This is a genomic window from Sphingobacterium sp. PCS056, assembly GCF_023273895.1.
Lineage (GTDB): Bacteria > Bacteroidota > Bacteroidia > Sphingobacteriales > Sphingobacteriaceae > Sphingobacterium.
Genome location: NZ_CP096883.1, coordinates 1,397,230 through 1,415,430 on the forward strand (window position 1 = coordinate 1,397,230; position 18,201 = coordinate 1,415,430).

Below are 18,201 nucleotides of genomic sequence, written 5' to 3' on the forward strand. Positions count from 1 at the left end.
AATGAATTCAGAAATATTAAAAATAAGCAAAGGAAGATTATATGGTAACGTCAGAGTAAGCGGTGCAAAGAATAGTGCACTTCGACTTTTGGCTGGATCAATTTTGACTGAGGAACCGGTTGAACTTAATAATTTTCCAAATGGATTGTTAGATGTACAAGTACATTTGGACATGTTAAAAGTACTAGGTAAGAGCTTTGTTACTGCAGGTGATCAAGTACTTATCAAAGAAGAGACTACTGGTATAACCGTTTTAGATTGGCAAGGTAGATCAATTCGCAATACCTTATTAATTTTAGGTGCATTGACAGCACGGTTTGGAGAAGGACGTGTGCCTTTACCAGGGGGATGTAAGTTAGGAGAACGGAAATATGACTTACACGTCATGTTATTAGAAAACTTAGGTGCCAAAGTTTGGGAAGAAGATGATTATTTATGTGCGAAAGCTCCTGAAGGTGGGTTAGTTGCCAGTGAGATTCATTTGCCTATGCGTTCAACAGGTGCTACAGAAAATTCTATTTTATGTGCGTCATTAGCAAAAGGTACCACTACTATTTGGAACCCACATATCAGACCTGAGATTATGGATCTTATCGATATGCTCTCAAAGATGGGTGCTAAAATACGCGTTTATGGACAGAAATGTATTGTGGTGGAAGGTGTTCGTTCATTAAGTGGCGTAAAGCACTCCGTTATTCCTGATAATATGGAGGCATTGACTTGGGCAATCGGTTCGGTGATCACACAGGGAGAGGTTGAGATTGAAAATTTCCCTTACGAGCATTTAGAAGTACCATTAACTTATTTAAGAGAAAGTGGTATGAAAATGTATCGAGGGACTGATAGTCTTATCGTAAAAGGTGGAGAGGCATATCCTATCGAGATCAGTACAGGTCCATATCCCGGTATTAATTCAGACATGCAACCTTTATTTGCTGTTTATGGAGCTATGTGTCAGGGCGAGTCAAAAATTATCGATCTTAGATTTCCAGGAAGATATGGTTACGCAGAAGAATTAGCAAAAATGGGAATGGATTACCGTGTTGAAGGTGATTTATTGGTTATCAACGGTGGAAATAAATTAGTTGGTACAACTGTAAATGCTTTAGACCTTCGTGCAGGTATCGCCTTATTATTAGCAGGTTTGACAGCAGATGGTGTAACAGCTATTGAGAACTCTTGGCAGATACAACGCGGCTATGAAAATCTTAGTACAAAACTGAAAAACTTGGATGTTAATGTCTCTTAAAAAATTAATAAGTGTTATAAAAGAAGATTTGCAACCCAAAGCTTCTTTTATAACAAGCTATTTTTTTAGCCCTAGTTTTAATTTACTTGTTAAATTTCGCATTGGGCAGTACTTTTATTTTAAAAAGGGTGTTTTTTCATCAATAATTGCAAAATATTATAAAAATAAAATAATACGAAGAGGTTGTGATATTTCATATGGTGCATCAATTGGTAAGCGCTTAAAGTTTCCTCATCCTTTAGGAATTGTTATTGGAGATGGAGTAATTATCGGAGATGATGTTACTATTTATCAAAATGTGACATTAGGAAGTCATGGTAAGAATAAAGAATTACAAAAGGAGTATCCTGAACTAATGAAATTTGTAAAAGTTTATGCCGGTAGTATGATTATCGGTTCAGTAGTAATTGGAGAAAATTCTGTAATAGGAGCTATGAGTCTGGTTAATGTAAGTATTCCTGAAAATAGTGTGGCATATGGAATACCTGTAAAATTTAAAAATAAATTTTAATGAGCAGTTTTATCAAGGATATAGGTCGCGTCGGTGTATCTAATTTAATTATTATGGCGTCAGGTTTAATAACCTCAATAATAACAGCACGTTCAATAGGTCCTGAAGGAAATGGAACAATTGCTGGCCTATCTGTTTATCCTTCTCTCTTTTTGACAATTGGTTCTTTGGGAATTAGGCAGTCAACGGCTTATTTTATCGGTAAAGGTATTTTTGATGAAAATAAAGTTAAAGAGGCAGTGGTCAGTATTTGGCTTTTCACTACTGTAGTTTCGGTATGCATATGTTATCTACTGATGAAATTTTTTAGTAAGAGTGGTGATAATGATCTTTGGGTACTATTATCATTGATCCCCATTCCATTTAGTTTATTCGTAACTTATAATTCTGGTATCTTTTTAGGCAAGAATGATCTTAAAACATTTAACAGAGTAAACTGGATACCTCCATTATTCATCTTATTAGTAACAGTAATACTCGTCTTATTGTTTAGTTGGGGAGTTTCAGGCGCACTGATTGCTGTTGCGGTAGGACCTATTGTTATGAGTGTCATCATGCTCTTTAAAAATGATTTTATAAAAGCATTTAGATTAAAAATACATTGGAGTGTTATCAAGTCGCTTTTAAGCTTAGGAGTAATTTATGCTTTATCGCTACTGGTAATTAATCTAAATTATAAAGCAGATACTATTCTGCTTGATAGAATGAGTAATGCCTACGAACTGGGGATTTATAATAAAGGGGCAGTATTGACCCAATACTTGTGGCAAATCCCTATGGTACTAAGTACGGTAGTTTTTGCCAGGAGTGCTGCTGCAAAAGATAATTATCAGTTTTCATTAAAAGTGTGTCAGCTTTTACGTATATCAATTATTCTTATTGGCATAGCATCTTTAGTTTTGAGTATATTTTCTGAATTTATAATTACTATGCTTTTTGGTGAAAATTTTAGAAGCAGTGCCTTGGTATTACAGTTTTTGTTACCAGGAGTCCTTATTTTAACAATTTTTAAAGTAATTAATATGGATCTGGCAGGAAAAGGTAAACCTTGGATAGCCATGAAAGCGATGGTTCCCTCCCTGTTCATAAATATAGTTTTGAATATTTTATTTATTCCTAAATATGGTGCGGCAGGTTCCGCCCTCTGTTCTACAATTAGTTATGGATTTGCAGGAATTAGTTTTCTTCACTTTTATAGCAAGGAAATTGGTATACCAATAAAGAAGATTCTAGCATTTAGCATGAATGATTTTAATTTTTTTGTTAATTTTTTGAAAAAGCACAAGTATGGAAATAAAATATAATTTTGATTTAACCCCTTTTAATTCTTACCGTTTGAATGCGACTTGTCAAAAAGCTATTTTCCCTTCAACTGAAGATGATATCTTACAAGTTTTTACAGAGGAAAGTAATTACGTGCTGATTGGTAGTGGTCATAATATTATTTTATCTAAATCATTTTACGATGAGACTTTTATTATTTTAACAAAAACATTTGATTCCATTCAGGTTTTTGATGATATTTTAGAAGTTGAGGCAGGAGCTTGGATGACCGATTTAGCTGTTAAGGCACAAGAATTGGGCCTGAGTGGCTTAGAGGTTTTTTACGATATTCCAAGTTCTTTGGGCGGTGCAATTGTAATGAATGCGGGGGCATCTGGATATGAAATTAAAGATGTCCTTCTGAAAGTCCGCTATCTCGATCTACAAGATATGCAAATTAAGGAGATCCTTAAAGAGGATATGTCTTTTGAATATCGAAATAGTTTTTTTCAGCGTAATACAGATAAAGTTGTACTCAAAGCATGGTTACAACTGGAGCGGAAAGACTGCGAAAGTGTTCAGTTATTTATGGATGAAATCAAAACTCAACGATGGGCAAAGCAACCTAAAGATTTACCAAATGCTGGTAGTGTTTTTAAAAGACCAAAGGGCTATTTTGTTGGGGCTATTATTGATGAATTAAATCTTAAAGGTTATACGGTTGGTGGAGCGAAGATATCCGAAAAGCATGGTGGGTTTATCGTGAACTTTAATCAGGCTACTGGTGAAGATATTATTCGAGTAATAGAACACGTCAAAAAATGTGTTTTTGAACGATTTCAAGTTGATTTGGAAATAGAACAGCGTATTATTTAATGGAGCGTCTATCGATTGTATATTTTATTTTTGCCACAGGTAAGGCCAATGGCGGACATTATAGAAGCCTAGCGCTTACTGCTGAGCATATGGCCAAGCATCATGATGTTAAAATAATTGTTTTAGGTTATACCTACTCGCATATTATTAAAGATGCTCCTATTGAAAGCGAATTTATATATTTTAATGGTTTGAATATCAGTTCTGCTTTAAAAAAGGTGCAATTATCTGTTGATAAGAAAAGTATTCTACATGCTTTTGATCTATATGCATATTTTATTGTGCGACTGCTCCGTTTAAAACTGGGTAATAAAATTGCATTGACTAAGTGTGGGGGGCCAAATCCAAAAGATTATTTTCCTAAAGTCAAAAATCTGGTTCTTTTTAGTCAAGAAGATTTTGACTATTTCTCTGAAAGATCTCGTTATGCTGATAGCGAGTTGCATTTGATCCCCAATCGTACAGAAGACTTTCTAACAAATCTGAACAAAATTGAGGAAATTAAGAGTAAGTTTAACCTGCACAATTTTGATAAAGTTATCCTAAGAATCTGTCGTATCAGCCGAATGTATCAAAAGTCTATTTTGCAAAGTATTAATTTGCATCAATATGTCACTGATCAGGGCTGTAAAGCCGCATTAATAATCTTAGGAAATATTCAAGATCAATCAGTGATTGATAATTTAAAAGTTAAGCTTCCAGAAAGTGTTTTTTTTCTGACAGAAGATCGATTTACTGCTAATGCGAAAGAAGTGATTGAAGTTGCTGATTGGGTTATTGGGACGGGAAGAGGTTTTATGGAAGCCAGCGCGAAATCGAGAGTAATGTTTTCAGTATCGATGCAAGATGACTTACCTATGCTTATTGGATCTCATAATTTTGATCAGGCATTTGCATTTAATTTTTCAGAACGAATTGCTTTTGAAAACCAGCAAATTGTTGACAACAAGGTTAATATCATAAAACTGTTTAATGAGGAAGAATACGAGGAAAATTTAAAAAAACAATCTTTAATCCGTTTTCGGGAATATTTTTCAATAGAGGGAGCTGTAGAAAAATATAGTAATATGTACACAAAATTACGTGACGACTCTAAAGATGATAAAGATTTGATTTTACACTGGTTTAAATTTATAAGAGCTAATTTAGGAACATGGTACAGGGAATTGCGCAAACAAATAAAGTAGAAAAATTTATTTTACTTCTATTTTCTTTCTTTCTTGCCTTTGGAAAGTACGATCCTTTTCATACCGGTGGTCTTTATTTTGATGCGATTACGGTATTTTCGTTAATCGTTATTTTCAGTAATGCAAACAAAAATAGATTATGGAGCAAAGAATATTCCAGACAATATTTTCTCCTATTTTCCATTGCCATATTATTTTATATTGCCACTATGTTTTATGGATTAAGTTTTACCAATGATATCCCATTAAAGGTAAAATACCTCTTTGCCATTACAATCTTTATCTTCTTTTCTTATAAATTTAGCGAAGATGAATCTTTAAAATATAAAAGTTTGTTACTTTTTGGATTAGCTTGCGGTTTAATTGCTGTAGGTTATAAATTGGGACTTTTTAACAGTCAATTTCAATTTAACAAGGGGAGGTTACTTATTTTTGGTGAAAATCCAAATTCGATCAGTGCACGATTAGCTGCTGGATTTATTATTTTATATTATAATATTCTAGAAGACCCTTTACGTTTAGGTAAGAAACGCTTCTTATTAGCTGTTTTTTTGATTCCACTTATTCTATTCGTTATAGATACAGGTTCTCGCGGGTCATTTATTATATTAATATTAGCATTTATATTACTAACTATCGTATCCAAAATTCATATTGCAATCAAATTTTTTCTTGGATTACTTTCTGTATTAAGTACTTCTTATCTTTTGATTGCACTAGCAAATTCATCTTTATTAAGCCGATTTCAAGAAAAAGATCTAACTGGGGGAAGGGAGAGAATTTGGAACATTATCTTTGAAATTGTTCAAAATAATATTTGGGGCGTTGGAGAAGAGGGATATTTAATTGAAATGGGACTAATCTCTGATCGTGTTCAAGATGCGCACAATTTATTTTTATATCTGCTAGTATGTGGTGGTTGGTTAGCATTGACATTATTCCTAATATTCTTATGGAAGCTATTTCTAAAATCATATGAACAATTTCGACAGAAGAACGTATTACCTTTTATTTTTTTCGTGTTCTTTGTCTTTCTAATGACGAAGACCGGTGGTATTATGACATATCTGATTATGTGGTATTTTCTAGCCTACATTAATAGTTATTCGAATTTTAAATTAAAATCAGTATGAAAGTAAAATCAATTTTAATACATGCTTGGACGCTTCGTAAAAAGGATGGGAAATATTATATTCCTTTTACGCACTGGGTCTATTTGAATGAGATTGTCAAGTATTATGATAAAATATGTTTACTTTCTCCTACTGATTTAGATCTCAATGATGAAACAATGTATGAATCCATTGATGGTTTTTCGAATGTAGAAGTATACGAACTTCCCTACACGGATGGATATATTGCAGCAGTAAAGCATTTTTTTAAATATAAGAAAGCGTATAAAGAACTATCTTCTCATTATAATGTTGTCTATGCAAGGTATCCAATACCATTTGGCTGGTTACAAAAAAAATATTTTCAAGGGAAAAGTAGGATCATTCATTTCGTTGGTGACCCAATGGATACAATTATAAATAACCCCAGTTTATCAATTCTCAAAAAAGTTGTATATAGACTTTTTTTTAAACCAGAGCATGCTATGTTTATGTCAGCATGTAAAGATGCTAAAGTATATACAAATGGATATCATTTAGCAGAGCGATTAGAAAAATATGGTATAAAAGCAAAGCCTTTGATTTCATCAACACTTAATGATGAAGATTTCTATTTTGAAACAAAGGATCTAAACTGTAGTGCACCTAGAATTATTTATGTAGGATATTTAAGGAAGGCTAAGGGGGTGGAAACAATAGTTAAGGCTTTTGGATTACTTCAAGTACATAAGCCAGCAGCTAGATTAACTATTGTAGGTCATGGAGAATCAGAAGTATTTTTAAAATCACTAGTCGAAAATGAAAAGATTCAGAATGTAATTTTTGAAGGGCATGTGGATAATAGAGATAGATTAAACCAATTACTGAGAGACAACGATATCTTTTGCTTTGGCTCCCTTTCCGAAGGTTCACCACGTGTAATTCTTGAAGCGATGGCAAATGGACTTGCTGTAGTGAGTACTCCTGTGGGTTCCCTGCCTACGACATTTGAAGATAATAAAGATATTTTGTTTGCAAACTTTAGTGATGAAAAGGATTTTATGGAAAAATTACTAAAACTTTCTTCAGATTCTGAAGTTTATCAGTTTATACGACTAAATTCTTATAATAAAGTTTCTAATTATAAAATCGAAAATTTTTTAAAAACAATATTTTATGAAGCATAAATTAGTATTAATATATAGCTGGTTTATAAGAGTTATTTTCCTAGTAGTACCGGATTTTCCTTTTACAATGAGAGTTAGAGGTTTTTTTTATGGTTTAATGATGAATAAGTGTGGTAAAAACTTTCAAGTAACGAATAACGCAATCTTAAAAGGGCTTCATAACTTTTCGATCGGAGATCATGTGTTTATTGGAAATAACTGTATAATTATGGGAAGTGGTGAATTAGTAATTGAAAGTGAAGTAATGGTAGCTCCTAATACTGTCATTGTAATGGGTAACCATACTTCAGTTAATAATTCTTATCGATTCGGACCAATAAAAAAAGGTAAAGTTTTAATTGGTAAGGGAAGTTGGGTAGGTGCAAATTGTACGATAGCAATTGGTGCGGTTTTGCCTGAGAATTCAGTACTTGGAGCAAATAGCTTTTTAAATAAAGAGTTCGATATTAAACATTCATTGTATGCCGGGTCTCCCGCCAAACATATTATTAACTTATGATAAGTAGACTACTATTTTATTTGGGTGTTGTGTGGAGAAATCCAAGTTTATCCAAATCTATGAAAGAATTAATGCAAACTGATTTTGCTTCATTGGATGATTTAAAAAAGATTCAAGAAAAGAAACTTCATAAATTATTAAATATTGCATTTGAGAAATCTCCTTATTTGAAAGAAAAATATTTTGCAGCGGGTGTTAAACGTGAAGATATAAAATCTATAGCAGACTTAGTTAAATTGCCCGTTATTGATAAGGATGAATTAAGGATAAATAGTTCAAGTATTAATAGTACTATTAAATTTAAAAAGATTTTTTTGTCTGAAACTTCTGGGACTTCAGGTCAGCCTTTAAAGTTTAATAAAAATGAAGAGTGGGATTCCATAAATAGAGCTGCTATGTTTAGAGGATATAGTTGGTATGGAGTAAAACCTTGGGACAAGAATGGTTATTTCTGGGGTTATAATATTGATATAAAAAGTCAAAAAAAATAAAACTACTTGACTCTTTACAGAATCGATTTCGAATTTTTTCTTATGAAAAAGATGAAATAATACGTTTTTCAAAGAAGTTATCACAGGCAAAATACTTAGAGGGCTATTCTTCCATGATTTACGAAGTGGCTAAAATAATTAATTTAACACCACAATTAGAAAAGCCAGTAGGAATAAAGTTAATAAAAGGAACTTCAGAAAAAATATATGATAATTATCATGATGAAACAATTAAAGCATTTGGTTCAAAAATAAGAAGTGAATATGGTGCTGCAGAAGCGGGATTAATAGCATTTGAATGTCCTCAGGGCTATATGCATATTAACAGTGAAAACGTGATTGTGGAAATAGAAGATGGCGAGATTTTAGTTACGAATCTTGTATCACATTCATTTCCTATTATCAGATATAAATTGGGTGATAAAATTTCGCTTGCGCCAGAAGAATTTCGATGTAACTGTGGACGTCAGCATCCCGTTATATTAGATGTTTTAGGACGTGTTGGAAAAAAAATTATTGGTTTTAACGAAACATATCCAAGTTTAACATTTTATTATGTATTTAAAAATTTGGCATTAAATTCTGGAATAGTATTAAATTATCAAGCGGTTCAAAATAAGAAAGGTTTTGTTCTGCTTAAGATTGAGCAGGATAGATTAGAGGAAGATTTAGTTTCTAAAGAGCTTGAAAAATATTTTAAAAATGATATTAGGTTTGAGGTTCAGTACAATGTAGTCTTGCATGCAATGGATGGTAAATTAAAAGATTTTATAACTACACTAGATTAAAAATGAAAGTTTCTATAATCACTCCTGTATTTAATGCTTCGCGATTTTTAGAAGAAACAGCAAAATCAGTTCTTGGCCAATCGTATTCAGATTGGGAATGGTTATTAATTGATGATTGTTCTGGTGATAACTCTTGGACGATTATGCAACAACTTGCTCTAAAGGATCCAAGAATACGAATTTACCAAAACGATACAAATCTGCGAGCGGGTAAAACTCGGAACAGAGCAATAGAAATGGCTAAAGGAAGATTTATTGCATTTTTAGATAGTGATGACCTGTGGCATGCTGACAAATTAAAATTGCAGATACCTTTTATGTTGGATAATAATTACTCGTTTTCACATACGTCCTATGGCTATCTGGATGAAGAAGGACGCAATATAAAGAGTACATTACATGTTAGCAAAGAGGTAGATTATCAGCATCTATTGAAATATACTGAAATATCATGTTTAACGGCTGTTTACGATGCGCAAAATATAGGTAAATGGTATATGTCGGAACATGCAAGAAAACAAGATTATGCACTTTGGCTATCAATATTAAAATCAGGAGTTAAATCATATGGTCTTGATCAGGAACTCGCTTACTACAGACAGGTCAGAGGCTCTGCAACAAGTAAAAAATATAAATTAATCTGGAAACATATTGTTTTTTTAAAACAAACACAAGGCTTTAGCACGTTCAAAGCGATCTATTATACAGGTTACTGGATGGTTAATGGCTTTATTCGTTATTTCCTTAAATAAATCATAAAATGAAACATTTCATTATAATAGTATATCTTTTCAGTCTGTCCTTGCTATCTTTTGCACAGCAGACTGAAATGAGAGGGGGCTTGAAATATTATAAAATTGATAAAAAATACTATCCCTCTGCAGTCGAAAAGAGTAAGTTTGATACTGAAATAAAACAGTATAGCCAAACAGCTTTTAAGGTCGACAATGCTTTACCTAAAGGTAAAAAGACTAAAGGCCAAGTTGATTACACCACCGAAATTCAGAAGCTGATTGATCAGTATGATGTGCTGTTATTTCCCGATTATCCATTACTTATCAACGAAAAGGGATTGAAGGTGCGATCTAATCAGGTTCTTATTTTTCCTCCAAATTCAAAATTGATTATGAAGGCTAATAATAAACCTCGCTATGTGCTATTATTAATACAGGAAGTACAAAATGTCAAGATCTATAATGTCAAGATGGAGGGTGACCGTTATCAGCATTTAAATTCTGAAGGGGAATGGGGTATGGGTATCCGTGTTTTCGGTGCTAAAAATGTGAAGATTGTTAATCCTATAATTGAAAAAATGTGGGGCGATGGAATTTATATAGGTGGACCTCGAGGTAAAGAAAGTAAATCGGTCGATGTTTATAATGCGGTATTGGATAATAACCGGAGAAATGCCATATCGATTACTTCAGCAGATGGCGTAAATATTTATAATGCATTGTGTGCCAATTCAAATGGAAATCTTCCAAAAGGTGGAATAGATATAGAGCCTAATAGTAATGAGAATGTTATTGACAATATAAAGTTAATTAATCCAATCACATTTAGAAATCCAGTTTATGGAATAGCATTATCACTAGGCAAACTAGTTGGAGAAAAACGAAAAACAGTAAATATTACAATTGAAAATCCTTTGATTATTGGTAGTAAGTTTGGTTTAACCGTTCCAAGTTTTAAAGCCGGTTTTAAGAAAAATCAAGTAGTTGGAACAGTTACTGTTAACAATCTACAAGTTTATTATTCTTCAAATCCTGTTAAAAATGTTCCTGAATTCGAATATGATGTTAATGTAGTATTTAATAATTTTAAATTTTTCAATACAAAGAAAGGAGCGGGCACAATTCGAAATGAAAAAATTGAAAGACAGGTCCAAACTAATCTTTCAAAATTCCAAAGGATAAATGTTAAATAAGGTATTTGATTATTTTTTATATAGTATTATTGCTTTAGTAAGGTACTATGTTTTTAAACTGAATTAAGATCAAGAATGATATATTTACTAGTATTTGCTTCATTATTTTTATTGGAGTTGTTTTATTTTCGATTGGCAGATCGTTTTAATATTATTGATAAGCCTAACGAAAGAAGTTCGCATACAAAAATTACCTTAAGAGGTGGTGGTATTATTTTCTACATGGGTGCTCTTATTTATTTCCTCATTTCGGGATTCCAGTACCCTTGGTTTTTTCTTGGATTGACCTTGATGACCCTAATTTCATTTTTAGACGATGTCTTTACTTTGTCTAATAAAATTAGATTATTGGTTCATTTTTCAGCTGTTTTATTAATGGCTTACCAGATGCATTTATTTGACATGCCTTGGTATTATCTGTTGATTACCTTTATTATTGTAGTAGGTGTCATTAATGCCTATAATTTTATGGATGGTATAAATGGCATCACAGCTTGTTATAGTCTTGCAGTGGGAGGTTTATTATTGATCGTCAACTATAAAATCGGTTATATAGTGCAAGATCTTTTGATATTTACATTATTAGGAGTTCTCGTATTTGCATTCTTTAACTTTCGTAATAGTGCTCGATGTTTTGCAGGCGATGTCGGCGCTGTTTCAATAGCATACATCTTGCTTTTCGCTCTTGGCACATTGATATTAGTTACTGGAAATTTGATTTATATCTTATTTCTAAGTGTATATGGCATAGATGCAGTATGGACCATTATCAGAAGATTGTATCTAAAGGAAAATATATTTGAAGCCCATCGTTCTCATTTATATCAGTTTTTAGGTAATGAGGCGGGATTTCATAAATTGCTTATTTCTTTTCTGTATGGGGCCATTCAATTTTTAGTTGGTGTCATTGTTATTCAAATTTCAAATTATTCAGTACAAGCACAGGCCATATTTTCGATAATTTTACTTATTTTCATGAGTTTCATGTACTTAATACTGAAAAGTTGGATATTAAAAAAATATGTAAAAAAGATAAGCTATGTCTAAACAGATGAAAACCATAATTGGTGGGATTGCAAAGGATGCACGTGGACAAATTCGTTATGTTAATGACTTTGACATGTCACTGGTCAAGCGTTTTTACATCATTCAAAATGCAGATACTGAATTGAAGAGAGGTTGGCGCGGTCATCAGACTGAGCAAAGGTGGTTCTATGTATTATCTGGTTCATTTGAAATGGATGTAGTTCAAATAGACAATTGGAATAGTCCTTCCAATAATCTTCCTGTTGAACATTTAACAATTAAAGATACGGATCTGAGTGTACTACATGTACCAACTGGTTATGCCACTGCTTTTCGGGCACTGGAAGGAGGTAGTGAATTATTAGTTTATGCCGATTACGATATTAGTCACGCCGCATTGGACGATCACACCTGGCCTATTGACTATTTTAGATCAAAATAAATATTTCAGAATATAAGGTGATGAAGGATAATGTACAATCAACAAAATATAAAAAAAAATTGTATAATTTACAATTATGGTTGTCAGACAATGTTTTTAGAGTTAGGCATTTTAGGCATCAATTTTGCATAAGGCCTAGCATTTTACGTACATCATTTTTTAAAATAACAATTAATACGAATTATCTGGGTAAATTAATATATTTTTGCCCTTAAATTAAATCTATCTCATAATTTATAAAACATGCGATTAATATCAAAGTATGGTTTAGCATTGGTGCAAATGGCCTTTGTGCTAATGATTTTTAGTTCTTGTGGAACGCGCAAGAGCATGGTGTACTTACAACCAGATTCTACACATATAAACACTGTTTTTGAGCAGTATATCCCTAAGATACAGAAAAATGATATTTTGACCATTGCAGTGACTGCCGCTGACCCCAAGGTAACCGTACCATTTAATCCGCTAAGTTCAATAACTACAGGTGGGTTAACACAAGCTGTAGATATGGCCCTAAGACCAACATATACTGTAGATGCCGAGGGAAATATTATTTTGCCAATGTTAGGTAAGGTCCATGTTGAAGGATTAACGCGAATGCAAGCCATCGAAAAAATTAGAACAGAGCTGAGCCAATATATTAAAGACCCTGGGGTGAATATGAATTTTAATAACTTTCGGGTTTCTGTTCTGGGTGAGGTTGCTCGACCAGGTTCTTTTATAATACCAACAGAGCGTATTACAGTATTAGAAGCCTTAGGTATGGCTGGTGATATGACGATCAGAGGTATACGTCAAAATGTGACGTTGATCCGCGAAGTCGATGGAAAGAAATCGATACATCATTTGGACCTCACCAAACAAGAAACATTAAATTCGCCCTATTACTATTTAGCCCAAAATGATGTTATTTATGTAGAGCCGAATAAAGCACAAATCAATAATTCTAAATTGGGAGCAAATACAAATATTATCATTTCTATTGCAGGCCTAATAATTACCGTTATATCCGTATTGACACGCTAAAAGAATCCATGGAACAAAAACCTATGCAAAGTAAAGATAATCAAGAAGTCGAGATTAACTTAAGACAGCTCTTTGAGCAATATGCTTTTTATTGGAAGTGGTTTGTGCTTTCTGTACTATTAGCAGCCGGTATTGCAATGGTATACTTGCGGTATGCTCAAAAAACATACAATACGACAGCTAAAATTTTATTAAAAGACGAACGTAGCGCATCTGCTGGTGAGTTGGCCGGTATAGCCGAATTGAGTACCAGTATGGGGCTTGGAGGTGGACGCTCTGCTTTCGTATCCGATCAGATAGAAGTCTTATCTTCCAGAAGATTGATTCGAAAAGTGGTCGATCAGCACCATCTGAATATTTTATATTCAGTAAAAGGTCAGATTCGTTCTAGAGAGGTGCTAGAACGCGATATGCCTTTTATTATTCAGCCTCAGGGTGATCAAGACACCGTACAGTTGCAAATTCAGGTACGTTCGGCAGATGGGAAAGAGTTACGAATCACAAATTTATCAAACAATAAAGAATTTACTGCTAGTTTTGATAATTCCGTAAAAATTGGTAACAATGTCGTAACGTTTAGAAGAAATAATAATAAACAGATCGATAAAGATAATGAGTATAAAATCGCGGTAATGCCTAAAAATTGGGCTGTAGATGCTACTAGAGCGGCAATAGATATTTCTGCTGGAACAGAAGTGCAATCTTTTATTGTCAACTTTGCTATGATATCAACTACTAGCAAGAAGGCAGAACTCATTTTAAATTCTCTAATTGATATCTATAATGCCGATCTAACGAACGATAAATTACGGACAACTCGTGCAACCTCCGATTTTATCAATAAACGATTGGTACTGATTTCTAAAGATCTTTCTGGCGCTGATGAAGAGGCTGCAGATTTCAAATCCGCAAACTCTATGGTAGACATGGCTACTGAGGCGGGTGTATTTTTGAATACAGCATCTGAAAACGATAAAAAAGTATTAGAATACCGTACCCAATTGAAATTGGTAGATCATGTAAGCGATTTCTTAAGAGATGAGCAAGAAGGAAAGTTATTACCTTCTAACATTGGCTTGCAAGATGCTTCAATAGGTACTGAAATCGCTGCCTATAACAAATTGGTGATTGAACGCGATGATTTATTAAAATCTGCATCAGATTTAAATCCAACAGTTATAGCGCTGAATGAGAATATCCGTGAAAGTAGAAACAATATCCGTAGATCTCTTGAAAACTATCAACAGGTCACCAAATTGGCACTTAATAGTATTGAGCGTAAATCAAATGAAATAAAAGGACGTATCAGTTCAATACCAAGTCAGGAGCAAGGATTTAAGAAAATCTCTAGGCAACAACAGATTGTAGAATCGCTGTACTTGTTATTGTTACAAAAAAGAGAAGAATCTGAAGTGAGAGCGGCAGCTACCCCAGATAATTTAAAGATTATTGATGCTGCTTATGGAAATGGATTACCTGTTGCTCCTAAAAAGGGAATTGTACTTTTTGGAGCATTGATGATTGGCTTTCTTATTCCATTGATATCCCTATATTTGAAATTTTTATTGGATAATAAAATACATTCGCGTAAGGATATTGAAGAATTGGTTAAAATACCAGTATTAGGAGAGATTCCAAGCTCTGAAGATACTGTTATTCATCAAAACGATCGTTCTTCATTGGCAGAAGCATTTCGAATTTTGCGGACCAATATGAACTTTATGTTTGGCGCTGATAAGAAAGATAGCTCTAAAGTTGTCTTTGTGACATCAACAATTGCAGGTGAGGGTAAGTCTTTTGTAACAACAAATATGGCACAAATACTTAGTATGTCGGATAAACGTGTTTTGTTAATAGGTGCGGATATTCGGAGTCCTAAGGTCTTGGATTATCTTGGTCTCTCACATTTACAACATACGAATGTGGGTATTACTCAGTTTTTGATCAATCCAGAAATGGATGTGGATAATATCATTATTAAAAAACCTGGAAATTATGATTTCGATGTGGTTTATTCAGGTTATATCGCCCCAAATCCCGCAGAATTATTAATGAATGGACATTTTGACGATGTGATTAGGTATGCTCGTGAGCATTATGATTATATCTTGGTCGATACGGCTCCTGTAAGTTTGGTAACCGATACTTTATTAATCGCCCATAATGCTGATTTGACATTATATGTTTCTCGTGTGAACTTCTTGGACAAGCGTTTATTACAGGTCCCTCGTGAACTATATGTCGATGGTAAGTTGAAAAATTTGGCAGCTGTTGTCAACGACGTAGACTTTGCCCGCGGTTATGGTTATGGTTATGGTTACGGCTATGGTTATGGAGATAAAGGAACAAAGAAAACTGGATTAGCTAAAGTTTGGCAAAACTTAAAAACTAAGATCGGCATGAAATAGATGTTAAACGCAAAAAAGGCTCTTTTCTTTTAAAAGAAAAGAGCCTTTTTTTGTGTCTATATTTTGTTTTAATTTGGAACATTATAACAGGTATACGCCTGAATATTAAAAATTGATCAGAAACCAATAGTTTCCATTATTATTCTTTCACAAATTATCCAATTTTATTTGCGTGTTCACCCTTCTCACTTTGAATAGTTAATTTTTATCTATACCAAAAAGTCTAGAATAAGTCCTCATAATAGGAAAAAAAAGAATTTCCTGAGGAGCATATTTAAAATATGTTTTTAGGCTTCTCAAAATACGCCTCGTGCTATCAGGACGAATTGAAAATGGTGAAATTTTTCCACTTTTAAATCGTTCATCATGAAATCCAAAGTTACCGGAATACCAAATTTCGTCCATCATCCAATCTGCATTCCAGCCCTCGGGATAAGGAAAAGGTACTTTGTCTTTGGGTAAGCCGAGGTTTTTTACTAAAATAATATGAAGTAAATGTGTCCATCCTAATATTCCCGCGCCTTGATAAATTTTCTTTAAAGTGTCTGGATCTATTTGGCTTGCCACAGTATAATATAATCGTGCAGAATCACAAAGTTGTCTTAAACCAATTCCAAAAGATATGAGATGTTTCAAAATATGCGCATTTACCTGTAATAACTGCAATTCGGGTGCAAGTAAAGTAATGGAAACATCATGGATGACAAGTTCTGTTTGTTTGCTTTTATACTTCTTCTGGAGTTTTTTTAAATAATTATATTTAAGAGGACTTCCCAAGTCAAAAAGTTTTTTATGATGTTCGATATGGATGCCCTTCCAGTCATAATCTAGACTAAATCCTGCAGTGTCCTTGAAGGCTAAATTTTTATCTTTAAGCATCTGGCGAGCTTTAGCATATCCGCCTTCTTGGAAATACCAATCAATATCGCCCGAAATACGATGTGAGGGTATCTCATAGCATGCAGCTACACCCTTCCCTTTCTGTAATATAGGTTTTAGCCCCTGTTTTGTAAAAGACAAATACTGCGCAGCGATTACTTGATTCATCTGCTTATTATGCCGTTCTATCTGATCCATGCGCACTGCCCATTTCATAAGCAATGCTTTGGGGGGAAGATGCTGCTCATCTAAATAAGCAAAACTATCATAAATAAGTCCCTCGACAGTATGATTGATCGCACAATCGCGAATTTGAATCCAATCTGCCTCAGATAAAGACTGTGATCTAGTGAGCGTGCCTTTGCCCCAAAGTCCAATACGTATCAATTGAAAAAAAATAGCTCTGAGACTCTCTTTCATACTTTTTGTTGAAATGGTTATAAACCAAAAATAGCTTATTTTGGGGAATATTTTTTTTAAAACACCGATATATTCCCTTAAATTCGGAATTTAAAATTAGAAAATCAATGGTATGGCTCAAAAATTGCTAGAAACCTTCTTGAAAAATAAAGCTTGGTACACATACAATTCTTTTATTTGCAACAACAATGTGACCCAAAATTTCGTTTCTTATAACAAATCAACTTACACAATGAAAAAACTTTTTTTTACCCTGATAATGTTTGGCTGTTTGGCGACTGCTTCGGCTCAGTTTTCCCGTCCTATCACGATAGGGGCTGGGGCAGGAGTTTCTTACGGTCTGACAGATTTGAAGAATACTAAAACCAATTTTGCCTGGTACGGAGAGGGAGATTATTTATTAAGTCCGTTTATATCGTTTGGATTGCAGGCGCAAAAAGGCGAATTGTCCGGTGATAATGGTGAAAATTCATATAATAATAGTTATTATGCAGGTAATGTCAATGCCAAGCTACGATTGGGACAATTTATGGACCTACCTGAAAATTACAGCTATTATACTTTGGGCGCAAGCAATTTACAACGCATTTTAAGCAATATTTATATCGGCGCAGGAGCTGGATTGATGAAAAATCGGATTAAAACTGATTTTACGGGTACCTATATGGAGAATATTTTAAATCGCGAGGGAGAAATCGCAAAAGACCGTTCAGGTATTCACTTTGTCGTTCCTTTGAATATCGGTTTGGATATTCCATTCGGAAGAACACTGTATGGACCTAAATGGGCTATCAATGTCAATTACCAACATGGACTGACCTTTAATGATAATGTTGATGGGGTCATTCTTGGAAAAAATGATCAGTATGGCGTGATGACCGTAGGTGTGAAGTATGCATTTTTTAATCGCAATTAATTTTTGACCTTTATT

Annotated in this window: 18 protein-coding genes; 17 read left to right on the forward strand and 1 reads right to left on the reverse strand. The window is 33.6% G+C overall.

Annotated features, from left to right (window positions below; genetic code table 11):
• Nucleotide 1: 1 nt before the first annotated feature.
• The 16 genes from MUB18_RS05965 (at nt 2) to MUB18_RS06040 (ending at nt 15,971) form a co-directional block, all read left to right on the forward strand.
• The gene (locus MUB18_RS05965; RefSeq protein WP_248755265.1) at nt 2-1,249 is read left to right on the forward strand and encodes a UDP-N-acetylglucosamine 1-carboxyvinyltransferase; all 1,248 of its coding nucleotides are present in this window, start codon (nt 2-4) and stop codon (nt 1,247-1,249) included.
• Nucleotides 1,239-1,760: a serine O-acetyltransferase gene (locus tag MUB18_RS05970; RefSeq protein ID WP_248755266.1), complete on the forward strand. Its 522-nt coding sequence runs from the start codon at nt 1,239-1,241 to the stop codon at nt 1,758-1,760. Before MUB18_RS05965 ends, MUB18_RS05970 begins: the two co-directional genes overlap by 11 nt.
• On the forward strand, nt 1,760-3,064 hold the full coding sequence (locus tag MUB18_RS05975; protein WP_248755267.1) for a polysaccharide biosynthesis C-terminal domain-containing protein: 1,305 nt from the start codon (nt 1,760-1,762) through the stop codon (nt 3,062-3,064). Before MUB18_RS05970 ends, MUB18_RS05975 begins: the two co-directional genes overlap by 1 nt.
• Nucleotides 3,048-3,899 carry a UDP-N-acetylmuramate dehydrogenase gene (gene murB, locus MUB18_RS05980; RefSeq protein WP_248755268.1) on the forward strand — a complete coding sequence of 284 codons (852 nt, stop codon included), beginning with the start codon at nt 3,048-3,050 and terminating at the stop codon, nt 3,897-3,899. The genes MUB18_RS05975 and murB overlap by 17 nt, the downstream gene beginning before the upstream one ends.
• Nucleotides 3,899-5,086, forward strand: a complete 1,188-nt coding sequence (locus MUB18_RS05985; RefSeq protein WP_248755269.1) for a hypothetical protein — start codon at nt 3,899-3,901, stop codon at nt 5,084-5,086. The genes murB and MUB18_RS05985 overlap by 1 nt, the downstream gene beginning before the upstream one ends.
• Nucleotides 5,053-6,219, forward strand: coding sequence for an O-antigen ligase family protein (locus MUB18_RS05990; protein ID WP_248755270.1), 1,167 nt, complete (start codon nt 5,053-5,055; stop codon nt 6,217-6,219). The genes MUB18_RS05985 and MUB18_RS05990 overlap by 34 nt, the downstream gene beginning before the upstream one ends.
• Nucleotides 6,216-7,364: a glycosyltransferase family 4 protein gene (locus MUB18_RS05995; protein ID WP_248755271.1), complete on the forward strand. Its 1,149-nt coding sequence runs from the start codon at nt 6,216-6,218 to the stop codon at nt 7,362-7,364. The genes MUB18_RS05990 and MUB18_RS05995 overlap by 4 nt, the downstream gene beginning before the upstream one ends.
• Nucleotides 7,354-7,863 carry an acyltransferase gene (locus MUB18_RS06000; protein ID WP_248755272.1) on the forward strand — a complete coding sequence of 170 codons (510 nt, stop codon included), beginning with the start codon at nt 7,354-7,356 and terminating at the stop codon, nt 7,861-7,863. The genes MUB18_RS05995 and MUB18_RS06000 overlap by 11 nt, the downstream gene beginning before the upstream one ends.
• A 59-nt stretch (nt 7,864-7,922) precedes the next feature.
• Nucleotides 7,923-8,354 carry a hypothetical protein gene (locus MUB18_RS06005; RefSeq protein WP_248755273.1) on the forward strand — a complete coding sequence of 144 codons (432 nt, stop codon included), beginning with the start codon at nt 7,923-7,925 and terminating at the stop codon, nt 8,352-8,354.
• Between the two features lie 113 nt (nt 8,355-8,467).
• Complete coding sequence (locus tag MUB18_RS06010) at nt 8,468-9,142, forward strand: hypothetical protein (protein ID WP_248755274.1); 675 nt, start codon at nt 8,468-8,470, stop codon at nt 9,140-9,142.
• 2 nt (nt 9,143-9,144) lie between these two features.
• Nucleotides 9,145-9,894 carry a glycosyltransferase family 2 protein gene (locus tag MUB18_RS06015; protein ID WP_248755275.1) on the forward strand — a complete coding sequence of 250 codons (750 nt, stop codon included), beginning with the start codon at nt 9,145-9,147 and terminating at the stop codon, nt 9,892-9,894.
• A gap of 8 nt (nt 9,895-9,902) precedes the next feature.
• On the forward strand, nt 9,903-11,069 hold the full coding sequence (locus tag MUB18_RS06020; RefSeq protein WP_248755276.1) for a right-handed parallel beta-helix repeat-containing protein: 1,167 nt from the start codon (nt 9,903-9,905) through the stop codon (nt 11,067-11,069).
• A 75-nt stretch (nt 11,070-11,144) separates the two neighbouring features.
• Complete coding sequence (locus tag MUB18_RS06025) at nt 11,145-12,116, forward strand: MraY family glycosyltransferase (RefSeq protein ID WP_248755277.1); 972 nt, start codon at nt 11,145-11,147, stop codon at nt 12,114-12,116.
• A 4-nt stretch (nt 12,117-12,120) separates the two neighbouring features.
• Nucleotides 12,121-12,537: a hypothetical protein gene (locus MUB18_RS06030; RefSeq protein ID WP_248755278.1), complete on the forward strand. Its 417-nt coding sequence runs from the start codon at nt 12,121-12,123 to the stop codon at nt 12,535-12,537.
• A 243-nt stretch (nt 12,538-12,780) separates the two neighbouring features.
• A complete protein-coding gene (locus MUB18_RS06035) occupies nt 12,781-13,563 on the forward strand; it encodes a polysaccharide biosynthesis/export family protein (protein ID WP_248755279.1) in 783 nt (260 codons plus the stop codon).
• A gap of 8 nt (nt 13,564-13,571) precedes the next feature.
• Nucleotides 13,572-15,971, forward strand: coding sequence for a GumC family protein (locus MUB18_RS06040; protein WP_248755280.1), 2,400 nt, complete (start codon nt 13,572-13,574; stop codon nt 15,969-15,971).
• Between the two features lie 198 nt (nt 15,972-16,169).
• Here the strand turns inward: MUB18_RS06040 and MUB18_RS06045 are convergent, their stop codons facing one another.
• Nucleotides 16,170-17,270 carry a nucleotidyltransferase family protein gene (locus MUB18_RS06045; RefSeq protein WP_248755281.1) on the reverse strand — a complete coding sequence of 367 codons (1,101 nt, stop codon included), beginning with the start codon at nt 17,268-17,270 and terminating at the stop codon, nt 16,170-16,172.
• Nucleotides 17,271-17,502: 232 nt separating this feature from the next.
• Between MUB18_RS06045 and MUB18_RS06050 the strand changes: the two genes are divergently transcribed.
• Entirely contained in the window at nt 17,503-18,186 is a 684-nt protein-coding gene (locus MUB18_RS06050) for an outer membrane beta-barrel protein (protein ID WP_248755282.1), read from the forward strand.
• The last annotated feature ends 15 nt before the right edge of the window (nt 18,187-18,201 follow it).